The organism is Serpentinimonas raichei (genome assembly GCF_000828895.1).
In the GTDB taxonomy this organism is placed as follows: Bacteria; Pseudomonadota; Gammaproteobacteria; order Burkholderiales; family Burkholderiaceae_C; genus Serpentinimonas; species Serpentinimonas raichei.
Genome location: NZ_AP014568.1, coordinates 1,047,130 through 1,062,626, shown reverse-complemented (window position 1 = coordinate 1,062,626; position 15,497 = coordinate 1,047,130). Strand labels below are relative to the sequence as shown.

Annotated in this window: 15 protein-coding genes and 1 tRNA gene; 4 read left to right on the top strand and 12 right to left on the bottom strand. The window is 65.8% G+C overall.

Annotation, left to right across the window (positions count from 1 at the left end):
- Window positions 1–4: 4 nt before the first annotated feature.
- From SRAA_RS05040 to SRAA_RS05000, 9 genes are all read right to left on the bottom strand, one after another.
- The gene (locus SRAA_RS05040; protein WP_045531307.1) at window positions 5–1,951 is read right to left on the bottom strand and encodes a SurA N-terminal domain-containing protein; all 1,947 of its coding nucleotides are present in this window, start codon (window positions 1,949–1,951) and stop codon (window positions 5–7) included.
- A 60-nt stretch (window positions 1,952–2,011) separates the two neighbouring features.
- Window positions 2,012–2,087, bottom strand: a tRNA-Val gene (locus SRAA_RS05035).
- Between the two features lie 105 nt (window positions 2,088–2,192).
- Window positions 2,193–4,040 (bottom strand): bifunctional anthranilate synthase component I family protein/class IV aminotransferase, encoded by a 1,848-nt coding sequence (locus SRAA_RS05030; RefSeq protein ID WP_045531306.1) that lies wholly within the window; start codon window positions 4,038–4,040, stop codon window positions 2,193–2,195.
- Window position 4,041: 1 nt separating this feature from the next.
- Window positions 4,042–5,127 (bottom strand): tartrate dehydrogenase, encoded by a 1,086-nt coding sequence (locus tag SRAA_RS05025; protein ID WP_045531304.1) that lies wholly within the window; start codon window positions 5,125–5,127, stop codon window positions 4,042–4,044.
- Window positions 5,128–5,234: 107 nt separating this feature from the next.
- Window positions 5,235–6,179 (bottom strand): nucleotidyl transferase AbiEii/AbiGii toxin family protein, encoded by a 945-nt coding sequence (locus SRAA_RS05020; RefSeq protein ID WP_045531302.1) that lies wholly within the window; start codon window positions 6,177–6,179, stop codon window positions 5,235–5,237.
- Window positions 6,172–6,783 carry a hypothetical protein gene (locus tag SRAA_RS05015; protein WP_045531300.1) on the bottom strand — a complete coding sequence of 204 codons (612 nt, stop codon included), beginning with the start codon at window positions 6,781–6,783 and terminating at the stop codon, window positions 6,172–6,174. The genes SRAA_RS05020 and SRAA_RS05015 overlap by 8 nt, the downstream gene beginning before the upstream one ends.
- A 141-nt stretch (window positions 6,784–6,924) precedes the next feature.
- Window positions 6,925–7,872, bottom strand: coding sequence for a DMT family transporter (locus SRAA_RS05010; RefSeq protein WP_045531298.1), 948 nt, complete (start codon window positions 7,870–7,872; stop codon window positions 6,925–6,927).
- A 21-nt stretch (window positions 7,873–7,893) separates the two neighbouring features.
- Window positions 7,894–8,463, bottom strand: coding sequence for a CDP-diacylglycerol--glycerol-3-phosphate 3-phosphatidyltransferase (gene pgsA / locus SRAA_RS05005; RefSeq protein ID WP_045531297.1), 570 nt, complete (start codon window positions 8,461–8,463; stop codon window positions 7,894–7,896).
- 52 nt (window positions 8,464–8,515) lie between these two features.
- Window positions 8,516–10,531, bottom strand: coding sequence for an excinuclease ABC subunit UvrC (locus SRAA_RS05000; protein WP_045531295.1), 2,016 nt, complete (start codon window positions 10,529–10,531; stop codon window positions 8,516–8,518).
- Between the two features lie 159 nt (window positions 10,532–10,690).
- On the opposite strand from SRAA_RS05000, the gene SRAA_RS04995 reads away from it, so the two are divergent.
- From SRAA_RS04995 to SRAA_RS04980, 4 genes are all read left to right on the top strand, one after another.
- Window positions 10,691–11,743 (top strand): virulence RhuM family protein, encoded by a 1,053-nt coding sequence (locus SRAA_RS04995; RefSeq protein WP_045531293.1) that lies wholly within the window; start codon window positions 10,691–10,693, stop codon window positions 11,741–11,743.
- Window positions 11,740–12,867, top strand: coding sequence for an elongation factor P maturation arginine rhamnosyltransferase EarP (gene earP / locus SRAA_RS04990; protein ID WP_045531291.1), 1,128 nt, complete (start codon window positions 11,740–11,742; stop codon window positions 12,865–12,867). Before SRAA_RS04995 ends, earP begins: the two co-directional genes overlap by 4 nt.
- Before the next feature lie 135 nt (window positions 12,868–13,002).
- Entirely contained in the window at window positions 13,003–13,557 is a 555-nt protein-coding gene (gene efp / locus SRAA_RS04985; protein WP_045531289.1) for an elongation factor P, read from the top strand.
- Between the two features lie 32 nt (window positions 13,558–13,589).
- A complete protein-coding gene (locus SRAA_RS04980) occupies window positions 13,590–14,480 on the top strand; it encodes an LOG family protein (protein WP_045531287.1) in 891 nt (296 codons plus the stop codon).
- A 28-nt stretch (window positions 14,481–14,508) separates the two neighbouring features.
- On the opposite strand, the gene mnhG is transcribed toward SRAA_RS04980, so the two are convergent.
- Genes mnhG through SRAA_RS12025 form a run of 3 tightly spaced genes read right to left on the bottom strand, consistent with a single transcriptional unit; the run spans window position 14,509 to window position 15,496 of the window.
- The gene (mnhG, locus tag SRAA_RS04975; RefSeq protein ID WP_045531286.1) at window positions 14,509–14,865 is read right to left on the bottom strand and encodes a monovalent cation/H(+) antiporter subunit G; all 357 of its coding nucleotides are present in this window, start codon (window positions 14,863–14,865) and stop codon (window positions 14,509–14,511) included.
- A complete protein-coding gene (locus SRAA_RS04970) occupies window positions 14,862–15,146 on the bottom strand; it encodes an MrpF/PhaF family protein (protein WP_045531284.1) in 285 nt (94 codons plus the stop codon). The genes mnhG and SRAA_RS04970 overlap by 4 nt, the downstream gene beginning before the upstream one ends.
- Complete coding sequence (locus SRAA_RS12025) at window positions 15,143–15,496, bottom strand: Na+/H+ antiporter subunit E (RefSeq protein ID WP_029461782.1); 354 nt, start codon at window positions 15,494–15,496, stop codon at window positions 15,143–15,145. Before SRAA_RS12025 ends, SRAA_RS04970 begins: the two co-directional genes overlap by 4 nt.
- Window position 15,497 lies beyond the last annotated feature (1 nt).

Sequence of the window (15,497 nt, the reverse complement as noted above, 5' to 3'; positions counted from 1 at the left end):
GGGCTTAGGACGCGGCTGCGGCATCGGCCGCCGGGCGCGGCTGCAAGATCTCGACCTCGAAGCGTGCCCGCAACAGCCGCAGGTAGGCTTGGGTTTCGGCCTGCGCCCACAACTGCGCGAGCTGATTGCGCTCCAGCCCGGCGCGCACCGCATCGGGTGCCTCGCGCTCGAGCACGCGGTTGATTCGGATCACGGCGTAGCCATCGGGGCCCATGTCAACCCCCACCCACGATGGGGCATCGGCGGCCGGCGCGGCCGCGCTCAAGACGGCGCGCAGCACCTCTTGGGGCGCCCCTTGCGGCTCGGTGCGTGACAAGGCCACGGCGGGAGACAGCCGGCCTTGGGCTGCGTCCGGGTTTTGGCGCCAGTCGGCCAAGCGGGCTTGGCCTTCGGTGCGCGACGCCTCCAGCGAGCGGCGCTGCAGCAGCTGCTCGCGCGCTTGGGGCCGCACGGCATCCAGCGGTTGCAGTTGCGCCGGCCGGTGCGCGAGCACCCGCGCCGACACCAGTTGTTGACCGGCACTGACCTCGATGGCTTCGGTGTTGCGCTTGAGCGCGAGCGAATCGCTGGCAAACAGGGCCTCCAGCAGCCGCTCATTGCTCAAGGCGGGCGCCAGGCCGGCGGGCTGGGTGCCGCCGCTGCGCACCACGGCTTGGGCGCGCCGGACCGTCAGGCCCAGCGCCTGCGCGGCAGGCGCCAACGAGTCGGCCTGCTCATAGACGAGGTTGGAGAAGGACTCGGCCGCTTCGGCAAAGCGCAGTTGCGCCTGTTGCTGGCGCAGTTCGGCTGCCAAACGCTCGCGCACCGCCTCGAAGGGCTCGGCTGGCGGCTGGCGCACCTCGACCAACTGGATGATGTGAAAGCCGAAATCCGATTGGACCAAGTCAGAGATGGCGCCGCGTTGCAGCGCAAACACCGCCTGCTCAAACGGGGGCACCATGGCACCACGGGCAAAAAAGCCCAGATCGCCCCCGCGGGCCGCAGAACCGGGGTCTTGTGAGTGCGCCTGCGCCAGTTCGGCGAAACGGGCCGGGTTTTGGCGCAGCTGGGCCAGCAGTTCTTCGGCTCGCGCGCGCACCTGAGCTTGTTGTTCGGGGCTGGCACCCGGCTCCAGCGTGAGCAGGATGTGGCTGGCGCGGCGCTCTTCTTTGGCCGCCAGCTGGACGCGGGTTTTCTCATAGTGGGCGCGCAAGTCGGCCTCGCTGACGGTGATGCGCTGCGCCACCGCCTGCAGGTCGAGCACCAGGTATTCGACATCGACTTGTTCGGCCGACTGGAACAGGTTCGGATTTTGCTCGTAGAAGGCCTTCAGGTCGGCCTCGGAAATGGCGATTCCGGCACGGAACGCATCGGGCCGGAACACGGTGAACTGAATTTCCCGGCGCTGCAAGAAGGGCTGCAAAGCCTGCTCGGCCAGCTTCGGCGGGGCCAAAGCGGTGACGGCCAAGCCCTCGATCAACTGGCGGCGAATCAGGTCGGCGCGCACCGATTCCTCGAACTGCTCGGGGGTCAAACCCTGCCCAGCCAACAATTGGCGGTAGCGCTCCAGATCAAGCGTGCCGTCTGGCAGGCGCAGTTGGGCGATGGTGGGGTCTTGCGCCAGCGTGGCGGCCAGTTGCTGGTCGGTGACGAGGAAACGGCCTTCTTGGGCCGCCAGCAGAATCAGTTGTTCATCGATCATGCGCTCGAGCGTGGCAAAACGGCTGGCTTCGGTGTCGAGCTGGGCGCGCTGCAAGCCCGGCGTTCGCGCCAGCAGTTGATCGATCTGGTTGCGGTGCCGTTCTTCCCACTGGTTGCGGGTGATGTCGGTGCCGCCGACGCGCGCCACGGCGTTGGGGTCGTCGCCCAAAGTGCCATAGCCTTCGACGCCCACCAGCACAAAGGCCGGGATGATCAGCAACATCAGGACCGCCATCAGAAACTTGATGTTGTTGCGGAAAAAATCAAACATGTGGGCGCTGCCTGCAACGTGGGATTGACCGCCGGGCTCTGCGGCGTGGGGCTGTGGTGGTGGTGGGTGCTGACGGGTTCGAACCGCCGACCTACGCCTTGTAAGGGCGCCGCTCTACCAACTGAGCTAAGCACCCCACCGGGAAACCCCTGATGTTAGCCGAACGCACCGAGGTGCGCTGGGCGGCTTTGGTTGCGAATTGTAACGGTGGTTGGGGGCGGAGGTTGTTGGATGGGATGCCTCAGGCGCTTGGGGCGCTGGCGGCACCGTGCAAGCGGGCCGGCAGCGCGCCGCGCAGGGCGTTGCAGACCACGATGGCCTCGGCCCGCTGCAGGTCGGCCCGGGTCAGGCGCGCCTCGCTGGCGGCCCAAGCCGGGTCTGCCAGCAGCACACTGCGCTGAATGCCGGGCAGCGCGCCGCAGGATACGGGCGGGGTGAGCCAGCGCCCGCCCAGACGCAAGAAGACGTTGCTGCGCCCGCCCTCGACCAGCTCGTCGGCGCTGTTGAAAAACAGGCTGTCGAAGGCGCCTGCGCGCTCGGCGGCGCGGATGCCGGCGTCGTAATGGCTGCGCCGCGTGGTCTTGTGCGCAGCCAGCGGGTCGTGCAGCGGCAGCGGCTCGGGTTGCAGCAACAGCGTGACGACGCCGGGCGGCAGCGCCGCCAAGGGGGCGTGCACCAGGCTGAGCCGGCCATTGTGCGACAGCGCCAGCCGCACCCTGGCCGGGCAATTGGTGGGCAGTTCGCTTGCACGTTGGTGCAAAAGCGCCCGCGCCGCGTCGGGGTCGAAAGCAAAACCCAGCGTGCGCGCGCTCGCCGCCAGCCGCGCCAGGTGCAGCCCGAGGTGCTGCAAACCGTGGCCGGGCAGGTGCAGCAGGGTCTCGAACAAATCAAAACCCGGGTCGAGGTCGGTCAGGAAGCGGGCCTTGAGGCGGCACTCGGCCAGTTCGTCGGCGGCCACGCTGTCGTGCACGATACCGGCGCCAATCCCTAGGCGCAGCGGCCGCTTGCCCTGCTGCGGCGCCCCGAGCGTGAGCGTGCGGATGGCCACCGAGAGACAGAAATCGCCCACGCGCTGGCCCGCTGGTGCGGCATCGAGCCAGCCGATGGCGCCGCAATAGGGCCCGCGCGGCGTGTTTTCGAGGGCGCGGATGAGCTGCATGGTGCGGTGCTTGGGTGCCCCCGTGACCGAACCACAGGGAAAGGTGGCGCGCAGCAGCTCGGGCCAGTCCACCTCGGGCCGCAGCCGGGCCTGCACGGTGGAAGTCATCTGGTGCACGGTGGCGTAGGATTCGATTTCGAACAGGGCCGGCACCTGCACGCTGCCGGTGCGCGCGATGCGCCCGATGTCGTTGCGCAGCAGGTCCACTATCATCACGTTTTCGGCCCGGCTCTTGCGGTCTGCCTGCAGGCTGCCGGCCTGGTCGATGTCGTCGCCGTCCCCGCTGTCGGCCGGCTGGCTGCGTGCGGCGGTGCCTTTCATGGGCCGTGCGCTCAGCAGCCCGTCTTGCTGGCGCAAGAACAGCTCGGGCGAGCAAGACAGCAGCCAGCCCTCGTCTGGCAGCCGCAGCAGCGCCCCAAAGGGCACCGGCTGGCGCGCGCGCAAGGCCGAGTACAGCGCCACCGGCTCGCCCCAGGCGTGGCCTTGCAGGCGGTAGCTGAAGTTGACCTGGTAGGTTTCGCCGGCGCTTATGGCGGCGTGGATGCGCTCGACTGCGGCATGAAAATCCGCCGCGCTGATGTCTTCCTCGAGCGCGAGCGTGCCCGCACCCGCGCCCGCCCCCGGCAGGGTTTGCAACCAGGCGTCCACCTCGGTGCGCACCATCTGCTGCACATGGCTGAACATCAGCAGGCGCAGCGCCGCCCCGGGGTCGGCCACCGATGGGCGCCCGAGCACCAGCGCTTCGCCCCATTCGTAGTCGGCCAGCAGCAGCGCGTGCAGGCCGGCGCGCTGATCGGCTTGCACCGCATCCCAGAGGGCGGGCAGCCCGGCTGCATCGGTGCAGGTGTGCTGGCGCACGAACCCGGTGTAGAGCCGGCTGCTGGGCTGCGCGGCGCTGGCGTCGCAGTCGTCGAGCAGGGCAAAAACCATGTTACAGCGCCGCAGCGATGGCCCGTCCCAGATCCGCCGTGCCAGCGTGGCCGCCGAGGTCGGGCGTGCGCGGGGCGGCGCTGCCTGCGGCCAGCACGGCTTCTATGGCTTGCAGCACCGCATCGTGCGCGGCGCGGTGGCCCAAAAAGTCGAGCATCATGGCCCCGCACCAGATCTGGCCGATCGGGTTGGCGATGCCGCGCCCGGCGATGTCGGGGGCCGAGCCGTGCACCGGCTCGAACAAAGAGGGGAAGCGCCGCTCGGGGTCGAGGTTGGCGCTGGGTGCGATGCCGATGGTGCCGGTGCAGGCCGGCCCGAGGTCGCTCAAAATGTCGCCAAACAGGTTGCTGGCCACCACCACGTCGAAATGGTCGGGCCGCTGCACGAAGTGGGCGCACAGAATGTCGATGTGGAACTGGTCTACCCGCACCTCGGGGTAGTGGCGCGCCATGGCGGCGACGCGCTCGTCCCAGTAGGGCATGGTGATGGCGATGCCGTTGCTCTTGGTCGCGCTGGTGAGGTGTTGCTTGGGGCGGCTTTGCGCCAGCTCGAAGGCAAAGCGCAGCACCCGATCGACGCCGTGGCGGCTCATCACGGTTTCTTGCAGCACGATTTCGCGCTCGCTGCCCTCGAACATGCGCCCGCCGACGCTGGAGTACTCGCCCTCGGTGTTTTCGCGCACGATCCACATATCGATCTCGCCCGGCTGGCGCGCTGAGCCGTCGCGGCGCACCACCGGCGCGGTGATGCCGGGCATCAGGCGCGCCGGGCGCAGGTTCACGTATTGGTCAAACTCGCGCCTAAAGCGCAGCAGCGAGCCCCAGAGCGAAATGTGGTCGGGGATTTTCTCGGGCCAGCCGACGGCACCAAAATAGATCGCATCGTGGCCGCCGATCTGCGCTTTCCAGTCGTCGGGCAGCATCTGGCCGTGGCGCTCGTAGTAGGGCCAGCAGGCGAAATCGAAGTGGTCGAACTGCAAACCGATGCCAAAGCGGCTCGCGGCCGCTTCCAGCACGCGCAGCCCCTCGGGCATGACTTCCTGGCCGATGCCGTCGCCAGCGATGACGGCGATGCGATGCGTTTTCATGGCGGGGCAGATCCTTGGGTGAGGTTAGAAGGACTTGGGTGTTTTTGGCGGTATTTTGGGCGCATTTTGGCGCGCTTCGACACCGCACTGGCGCTGCGGCGCTGAACTCACATGACTTCGATGTGCTGATGAATCCGGGCCAACACCGCATCAAAGTCCGGCTGCCCCCGATAGTACAGCGCAGCGGTCTTGCGGTACTCTTTAGCGAATAGCTGGCGCTGGGCAGGGTTCCCGAGGACAAACGCCTGATTCTGGGCAATGACCTGTTCGTCTCCGGTACGAAACCGCTGCGCTTTGCGCTCCCGGTAGGCGGACTCGCGCATGAAGCCCTGCACCTCTTGCAGCCCCAACAGGCAGTACACATCGTAGTAGTGGCGCAGGAAGTTCGCTGGGAAGGCCTGCGCCTGACCCAAGCGGCGGTACTTGGTGGAGATGGTTTGCAGTTTTTCCACGAAGGTGTGCGTCGGTGCGTAGCAAGGCACGGCCGTTGCCCGGTTGTCGATCACCCTCACCCCACGGGCCATGGCCGCATCCAGTGCCCAAGATGAGATCCTGACCAAACGATTCGGTGCTGTGTCATCGAACCCCAACTCCAGCAAGATGCCATCCTTGACTCCTGCAAGCGCCGCAGTGCGAGACGTGTAGAACAGGCGTATGCCCGCGCTGCGCATCTTGTCGTCGTCAAACTGCGTGTCGCGCGCCACTCGGTCAATGCCCGCAATGGAGATGCGCGCGGCCAAGGCTTCGTAGTACGCGCGCCGCGACTCGATATGCGCCGGCTTGTCTTGGTTGCGACCGGTCTTCACGTCTATGCCATGGGGCGGCTCGATGCGGATATCGATGTCTTCCGAAAATCGATGGATGACGCCAAACCCTTTAGACAGCGACGTGCCGCCTTTCAACTCGAACTGCAAGCCCTGCGCCTGCAGACCCCAGAGAGCGTGCATGATCCAGTAGTCTTTCTCGACCAGCATGGGATCGAGCCCCTGGTCATCGGCTACGACCAAGAGCAATTGATCGAAGTCCGGTCGATCGTGCAGAAAGTCAGCCACCCGTCCACTCCCGCACGCGTTTGCGCGTGGCCAGGCTGCCAAAACGATCAATGGCACGCTGCAGATCGGCAGAGTCAAACACAGACAGCTTGCTGCGCGCCTGGCGCAACACCGCATCCCGATCTTCTGCCAATTCATCCAGATTGTTCAACAGGTCGACGTAAAGGAACTCGGGCGTGAGCTTCTTGGGGAAGCGCGGTTTCACCCGGAAATCGAATTGCCGGTTGCCCAGCTTGAAAACACCATGGCGCTTGTGGTTATAGACCAGCGTGCGGTTGTAAAGCTGGGTCGTGCCCAAGCCCAAGGCGTTGTAGGCCGAGGGTGAAAAGACCAGGAAGTCCTTGTCTTTTAGGAACACTCCAACCACCTGCTCATCGGCAGGCGGCAGCGCACCCAAGCTGGACTGCTTTGGCACATGGTACAAACCTTGGGCGAGTTTTTTCAGCTTTCCGGCTGCCACCAACTCACGCAGATGCCGATCCACGGCGGTGGACAGGCGCGAGAGGTCTTCACGCCGGTAAACGCGCCCGGCCTCGAGAACATTGGCAAGCTGCGCGGCAGCACCCCGCAACCCGGTGGACGATGATGAGAGGGCAGCAAACATGACTGATAATTCATTGACGTTTCATGCATTCTAGCGCTGAAAGCAGCCCATTTCCAAACCCTATGCACACTTGTCATGCTGGGCTGGCAAGCAGCGCCACCCTAGAGGGGATTGGGGCGTTTGGGCGCGCATGGGCGCGCATCAGGCTTTGGCTTGGGGGCTGCGCACCACCAGGCTGACGCCGAGTGCGGTCAGGGCCACGCCGGCCACGGTCAGGGCGGTGATGGGTTCGTCGAACAGCAGCCAGGCCAGCACGGCGGTGCACGGCGGCACCAGGTACATCAGGCTGACCACCGAGGCGGCGGCGCCGCGCTGGATCAGCAGATACAGCAGCGAACTGGCCCCGAGCGTGAGCGCCAGCACCGACCAGGCCAGCGCCCCGGCCAGTTCGGCGTTCCAGTTCATGCCGCCCGGCTCCAGCAGCGCCAGCGGCAGCGTGACCGCCAGCGCCGCCAGCAACTGCACCGTGTTGGCGCTGCGCACGTCGCAGGGCTGCACGTAGCGCTTTTGGTACAGGGTACCGGCGGTGATGCTCAGCAGCGCCACCACAGCCAGCGAGACGTTGAACCAGGTGGCCCCGATCTGGCCCGTGGTGGCCCCCACGGCAGCGCCCCCTTCAGCAGGAACGAACTGGTGCCACAGCACCAGCACCAGCCCGGCCAGCCCCAACAGCAAGCCGAGCCACTGGCGCCGCGACACCGCCAAACCCGCCGCACCTTGGGACGAGGCCACGGCCGAGAGCCAAATGGCGGTCAGCAGCGGTTGCAGCCCCACCAGCAGCGCCACCAGGCCCGCGCCCATGCCGGCCTTCACCGCCGCCCAGACCCCGCCCAGGTAGCCGGCGTGCATCAGCAGCCCCAGCACCGCCAAGTGCCCCCACTGCGCGCCGCTGCGCGGCCACGCCACCCGGGCCCACCAGACCCAGAGCAGAAACAGCGCGATCGACAAGGCATAGCGCCAGGCCAGAAAGGTGAACGGCGGGGCGTGCGGCATGCCGTAGCGCGCCACGATGAAGCCGGTGCTCCAGATCAGCACAAACACCCACGGCATGGCGCGCAGCCAAGCGTCGTGGTGGGCGTGGGTGGGCATGCGGGAAGCCGGGGGGTGGCCTTAGCGCGATTTGGCGCGGATTTCGGGCAGCGCTTTTTGCAGGTAATAGACCATCGACCAGACCGTGAGGACGGCCGAAATCCAGATCAGCACCGTGCCCCAGAGCCGGGTGTCGATCAGGCCCAGCAGCGTGGCGTCGTAGAGCAAAAAGGCAATCGCCACCATCTGCACCGCGGTTTTGAGCTTGCCCACCACGTGCACCGCCACACTGCGCACCGCGCCGATGGTCGCCATCCACTCGCGCAGCGCCGAAATGGCGATCTCGCGCCCGATGATGATCAGCGCCACGAACACATCGGCGCGTTCGAGCTGCACCAGCACCAGCAGGCAGGCGCAGACCAAGAACTTGTCGGCCACCGGGTCTAGGAAAGCACCAAAGGCCGAGGTCTGGTTGAGGCGGCGCGCCAGCCAGCCGTCGGCCCAGTCGGTGAGCGCAAACAGCACGAACAGCACCGTGCCCACCAGGTTTTGCGTGCTTTGTTCCAGCCCGGGCCAGTAAAACACCGCCACGATGAGCGGAATGGAGACGATGCGCGCCCAAGTGAGCGAAGTTGGCAGGTTAAAAAACATGGGCCTGATTATGCGAGGGTTTGCCCGGATGTGGTTGCGGCGCAGCAGGCTGTCAGCGCAAGGCGCGGTAGATTTGTTGCGCCAGCTCGGTCGAAATGCCCTCCACGCTGGCCAGATCGGCCACGCTGGCCGCCACCACCCCGCGCAAACCACCAAAGCGTTGCAGCAGGCGGGCGCGCCGCTTGGGGCCGACGCCCGGAATGTCTTCGAGCTGGCTGCTGCCGGTGCGGGTGCGCGCGCGCTGGGCGCGCATGCCGGTGAGGGCGAAGCGGTGCGCCTCGTCGCGGATCTGCGCCACCAGCATCAGCGCGGCCGAATCGGCCCCGAGACTGATTTTGTCGCGGCCGTCGGCAAACACCAGCTCCTCTAGGCCCACTTTGCGCCCAATGCCCTTTTCCACCCCGACGAGGCGGCCCACCTCGGCCCCGAGCTGCTCGAACACCTGGCGCGCCACGCCCACCTGGCCCGCGCCACCGTCGATCAGCACCAGATCGGGCCAGCGCGCGCGGCCTGGTTCGGGGCTGGGGCTGGGGCCGGGTTCGGCCACGCCTAGGTCTTGGGCTGGCCCCAGCTTGCCGTAGCGGCGCAGCAGCACCTGGCGCATGGCGGCGTAGTCGTCGCCGGGTGTGATGCCCTCGATGCGGTAGCGCCGGTACTGGGCGCTCTGCATTTTGTGGCCCTCGAACACCACGCACGAGGCCATGGTCGCCTCGCCGGCGCTGTGCGACACGTCGAAGCACTCGATGCGCAGCCGCTCCAGCCCCTCTTCGGGCAGGTCCAGCGCCTGCGCCAGCGCGCGCGTGCGCGCCTGCTGCGAACCCTCTTCCGACAACAGACGCGCCAGTTGCAAGTCGGCGTTTTGCTGCGCCATTTCCAGCCAAGCACGCCGCTGCTCGCGCGGCTGCCAGACCGCATGGATCTTGTGCGAGCTGGCCTGAATCAACAAATCGATCAGGTGCGCGCTCACCGGCGCCCCCAGCACCAGCAGCGGCGGCGGGCTGTGGACGCTGTAGTGCTGCGCGATGAAGGCCTCCAGCACCCGCGTCTCCAAGCTCATGGGCGGGTCGTGCGCTGCGCCGTCCTCCTCCTCGCCGCCATCTTCGACGCTGGCCAGCAGCGCGCCGTCGGCCACTTGGGCCGGGAAAAATGGCCGGTCGCCTAGGTGGCGGCCACCGCGCACCATCGCCAAATTCACGCAGGCGCGCCCGCCCTGCACTTGAACCGCCAGAATGTCGGCCTCTTGGTCGCGCACGTTCTCCATCGCCTGCTGCTGCAGCACTTGCGCGAGGCTGCCGATCTGGTTGCGCACCTCAGCCGCCTGCTCAAAAGCCAGTTGCTCGGCAAAATCGAGCATGCGCCGCTCCAGCGCGGCTTGCAGGTCTTGGGTCTGGCCGCGCAAAAAGGCGCTGGCGTCTTGCACATCGCGTGCGTAATCGGCCGTGCTCACCAGCCCCACGCAGGGGCCGCTGCAGCGCTTGATCTGGTACAGCAGACAGGGGCGGCTGCGGTGCTGGAACACCGTGTCTTCGCAGGTGCGCAGCCTAAACACCTTTTGCAGCAACTCGATGCTTTGCTTGACCGCCCAGCCGTTGGGGTAGGGGCCAAAGTACTGGCTGCGCGCATCCACCGCGCCGCGGTAGTACGACAGGCGCGGGAAGGCTTGCGGCTGGGCGGGTCCGGCAGCCGGTGTGCCCGAGCGTGCCGCGCTGCTGCCCAGGCGCAGGTAGGGGTAGCTTTTGTCGTCGCGAAACAAGATGTTGTAGCGCGGCTGGCTGGATTTGATGAGGTTGTTTTCCAGCAGCAGCGCCTCGGCCTCGGAGCGCACCACGGTGCTCTCTAGGCGCTCGATCTGGCCCACCATGTGGCCGATGCGGGTGCCGTCGTGGCGGCGGCTGAAGTAGCTGCCCACGCGCTTTTTCAGGTGCCGCGCCTTGCCCACGTAGAGCAACTGCCCGGCGGCATCGAAAAACCGATACACCCCCGGCAGCCCCGGCAAGGCGGCCACGGCGTGCAGCAGCGCGTCGGGGAAGGGGGCGGCTGGGGCGGGTGCGGGATCGGCTTCGCTCATGATTCGGGATTGTGGCGAAGGTTTGGGCCAAGGTGGTCATGGTGGGGCTCTGTGCTCAAGAAAAAAGAGCATTTCCAAGGCATTGAGCACTCGTCTGGCGCCCTTCATCCTGATAAATTGCAGGTTTTACGACTAAAACCGACTTGATGCCATCCGAACATGAAGCCACACAAACCGACAGAGACAGCCAAAAAAACCGAGGTTTCCCTCGTCCGCTCCTCGGCGGCCGAGTACCTGACCTTTGTCGCCGCCAGCGGCCAAGGTGGCGTGGAGGCGTTGTATGCCGATGAAAACATCTGGCTGACCCAGAAGATGATGGGCCTGCTGTACGACGTGAACGTGCGCACGGTCAATGAGCATCTGAAAAAAATCTTTTCCGACAGCGAGTTGCAGGAAGATTCAGTTATCCGGAAATTCCGGATAACTGCCTCCGACAGCAAGCACTACGACACCCTGCACTACAAGCTGCCCGCCATCATCGCCGTGGGCTACAAGGTCAATTCCGAGCGGGCGGTGCAGTTCCGCAAGTGGGCCACAGGCGTCATCGAGCAGTTCACCATCAAGGCCTACGTGATGGACGACGAGCGCATCAAGGCGGGGGGGTCCATCCTCACCGATAGTTATTTCGAAGAGCAGTTGCAGCGCATCCGCGAAATTCGCATTTCGGAGCGCAAGTTTTACCAGAAGATCACCGACATCTACGCCACGGCAATAGATTACGACGTAACGGCTCAGGCCACCCAGCGTTTTTTCGCCACGGTGCAAAACAAGCTGCACTGGGCCATCCATGGTCAGACGGCGGCCGAAGTCATTTATCACCGCGCCGATGCCGACCAGCCCCACATGGGGCTGAGCTCATGGAAAGACGCGCCTGCGGGCAAGATTCAGAAATTCGATGTGGTAGTGGCCAAAAACTACCTGACCGAGCACGAGATGGCGCAACTCTCCCGCTTGGTCAACGCCTATCTGGATGTGGCCGAGGACATGGTGCAGCGCAAAATCCCCATGACCATGCAGGACTGGGAAACCCGCCTGAACCGCTTCATCGAGGCCACCGACCGCGAGGTGTTGCAGGACGCGGGCAAGGTCACGGCGGAAATCGCCAAGGCGCACGCGCTGAGCGAGTTCGAAAAATACCGCATCGTGCAGGACCGGCTGTTTGAGAGCGATTTCGACCGGCTGCTGCAACAGAGTGCGCCCGGCAGCCAATGAGCCCTGCTGAACCTTTATCTATAGCCGCACCAGAGCCCCCCGCACCCCCCCTGCTCTGGGACATTTTTTGCCACGTGATCGACAACTGGGGCGATTTGGGCGTGTGCTGGCGGCTGGCGCACCAGTTGGCGCAGCGCGGCCAGCGCGTGCGGCTGTGGGTTGACGATGCCTCAGCCTTGGCTTGGATGGCCCCCGGTGCGCTGCAAAGCCAAGGCGAGCTGGCGGGCCTGCGCGTGTACCCGTGGCCGCGCCAGCAGCCCGATGCGCCAGCGCCCGCCATCGAACCGGGCGATGTACTGATCGAAGCCTTTGGCTGCCACATCGAGCCGCACTGGGTGCAGGCACTGCAACCCGAAGGCCGCGCCGGACAAGTCTGGCTCAACCTCGAATACCTGAGCGCCGAGCCCTGGGTCGAGCGCTGCCACGGCCTGCCCTCCCCGGTACTGAGCGGGCCGCTGGCCGGGCGCTGCAAGTGGTTTTACTACCCCGGCTTCACGCCGGGGAGCGGCGGGCTGCTGCGCGAAATGGCCAGCAGCGCCACCCCCGCGCCGCTGCCCGGCGCCAAGTCCTGCGAGCCCTCCGAGCCGGCCGCCAGTGATTTAAAGATGCTCTTGTTTTGCTACCATGCCACCGCCCTGCCCGCCCTGCAGGTCGACCCGGCGCTGGCGCAGGCGCATTGGCTGGTCGCGGCAGGTCGCACCCAAGCCACTTGGCAGGCTGTATGGTCAGGCCAGCCCCCCCCAAAAACCACCCTGCTGCCCCTGCTGGCACAAACCGAATTCGACGCCCTGCTGCGCACCTGCCACCTCAACTTGGTGCGTGGCGAAGACTCGCTGGTGAGCGCGCTCTGGGCTGGCCAGCCGCTGCTGTGGCAGCTCTACCCGCAGCAAGATGGCGCGCAGCACGCCAAGCTCGAAGCCTTTCTGCACTGGCTAGCCGCTCCGCCCTGCTTGCGCCAGTGGCACCGGGCTTGGAACGGGGCACCATCCGAAGCCGCCCTGCCCCCTTTGACGGCGCAGCGCCTGCAAGCCTGGCGGCAGTGCATCCAGGCCGCGCGCCAGCGCTTGTTGCAGCAAGCCGATCTGGTGAGCCAACTGCTGGGCTTCGTCGGCGAAAAAAGGTAGAATCTGCGGTTTGCTTTTGGGCTTGGCGGCTAGGTTGGCGTTCGCGTCTTGCTGCCTTGTGATCAGGCACTCCCCCAACTTTGCCTGAATCGCACTCCAAATCCGCACCCTGAATCCGCATTTGCGCACCCCACCATGAAAATCGCCCAAGAAATCCGCGCCGGCAACGTCATCATGCACGGCAAAGACCCGATGATCGTCCTCAAAACCGAATACGCCCGCGGCGGCCGCGGTGCCGCCACGGTGCGCATGAAGCTCAAAGCGCTGCTGAGCAATATGGGCACCGAAGTGGTGTTCAAGGCCGACGACAAGATCGACAACGTCATCCTCGACAAAAAAGACTGCACCTACTCCTACTTTGCCGACCCCATGTACGTCTGCATGGACGCCGACTACAACCAGTACGAAGTCGAAGCCGGCAACATGGGCGATGCGCTCAACTACCTGGCCGACGGCATGGCGGTTGAAGTGGTGTTCTACGACGGCAAGGCCATTTCGGTCGAAGTGCCCACCAGCGTCGAGCGCGAAATCACCTGGACCGAACCGGCCGTCAAGGGCGACACCTCGGGCAAGGTCTTGAAGCCAGCCAAAATCGCCACCGGCTTCGAGGTTTCGGTGCCGCTGTTCGTCGAGCAAGGCGACCGCATCGAGATCGACACCCGCACGGGCGAATACCGCCGCCGCGTCTGATCGGCCAAGCTGCGGCTGGTCCAGCCATCCCGATGGGCAACCCCCAAGACCTGCGCGTCAACCGCTTGGCGCATGCCTGGGCCGAGCTGCAGGCCCAAGCCGCCGACGGCGTGGAACTGGAGCCCGTCGCGCACCGGCTGGCTTTTGCCGATCCGGAGTTTTTGCTGCGCCGCGAGTCGCGCGGCATCCGCATGCAGCTCGAACTGCTCAAGCCCGAGTTGCAGATGCAGGAGCTGGGCATCGAGCACACGGTGGTGGTGTTTGGCAGCGCGCGCTTTCGCTCGCCCGCAGAGGCGGCCGAATTGCTGGCCCAGGCACAGGCCAGCGGCGATGCGCAGGCGCTGGCGCAAGCCCGGGTGCTGCAACGCAACGCCCACTACTACGAACAAGCGCGCCGCTTTGCCCGCCTAGTGGCCGAATACAGCCTGCACTGCCCGGCGCCAGACCGGCTCTACATCGCCACCGGCGGGGGCCCCGGCATCATGGAGGCGGCTAACCGCGGTGCGCACGAGGCGGGGGCGCTCAACCTCGGGCTCAATATCACGCTGCCGCACGAGCAGCAATCCAACCCCTACGTCAGCCCCGAACTGAACTTCAAGTTCCACTATTTTGCGCTGCGCAAAATGCATTTTTTGATGCGCGCCAAGGCGCTGGTGGCGTTTCCGGGCGGTTTTGGCACCCTAGACGAGCTGTTTGAAGTGCTCACCCTGGTGCAATGCCACAAGGCCAAACCGCTGCCGATCTTCCTCTTTGGCAGCGACTACTGGCAGCGCCTGATCCGGCTCGAGGTGCTGGTCGAAGAAGGGGCGATCAGCGCCGCCGATCTGGATTTGTTTCAGACCGTGGACACGCCCGAAGCCGTCTGGGACGGCATCCGGCGCTTTTACAACCTGCCCGACAGCGGCTGCGCGGCGCCAGACTGAGGGGTCGGTTTAGGGGTCGGCTGAGGGGTCAAGTGCGGCTGCCCGGCTTACTGGCTTGCGCCGGGTCGTCGCCAATCAGGCGCACCTGGCTGGCATCCGGCACCAAGTTGGATTCGCGCACCGCGGCGCGCGCCAGCAGGTGCGAGGCCACCGGCAGCGTGGCCAGCAAAAAGCCCAAAATGAGCAGGATGCGCCAGCTCCAGGCCCAGTCGAGCGCAAACAGCATGGCCCCGATGCAGACCATTGCCAGCGCAAAGGTGCCGGCCTTGGTGGCGGCGTGCTGGCGCGACAACGCATCGGGCAGCGCCACCACGCCCCAGGCAGCAATCAGCAGCAGCACCCCGCCGGCGAGCAGAAAAACCGAAACCAGCGCGTCGAGCATCATTGATCGGCCCCTTGTTGATCCGCCCCTTTGTCCACCACCCGGGCCCAGCCCACGGTGGCCACGAAACCGACCAGCGCCAGCCCGATCGCCACATCCAGAAACACGGTGCGCGCGGTATAGATCGAGGCCGCCACGCACAAGCCCACGGCGGCCGCCAGCATGATGTCGAGTGCCACCACCCGGTCGGCGTGGGTGGGGCCTTGGATGATGCGCCAAGTGGCCAGGCCGCAGGATGCCAGCGCGAGCAAGACCAGCAAAGTGGTGGCCAACCAGAGCATCATGCGCGCACCCCAAACAGCGGCACCAGGCCAGACTCAAAATCGTCGCGGATGCCTTGCACGATGGCGTCGGTGTCAGAGGCGTCGAGCACGTGCATCAAAATTATGCGGTTTTCCATGTCGATATCCAGCGTGGTGGTGCCGGGCGTGAGGGTGATCATGCAGCCCAGCAGCGAAGCGCCCATGGGGCTCATGGGAGCGAAGTGGACGCGCAAAAAGGCCGCTGGCGGTGGCGTGCGCTGGCCGAAACTGGCGCGCAAAATCACCTGCACGGTCTGGATGCCCGAGAGCACCACGGCCTTGAGGAAACGCGCCAGCAGCACGACGGCGGCAATGGGTTTGAACCGCATCATG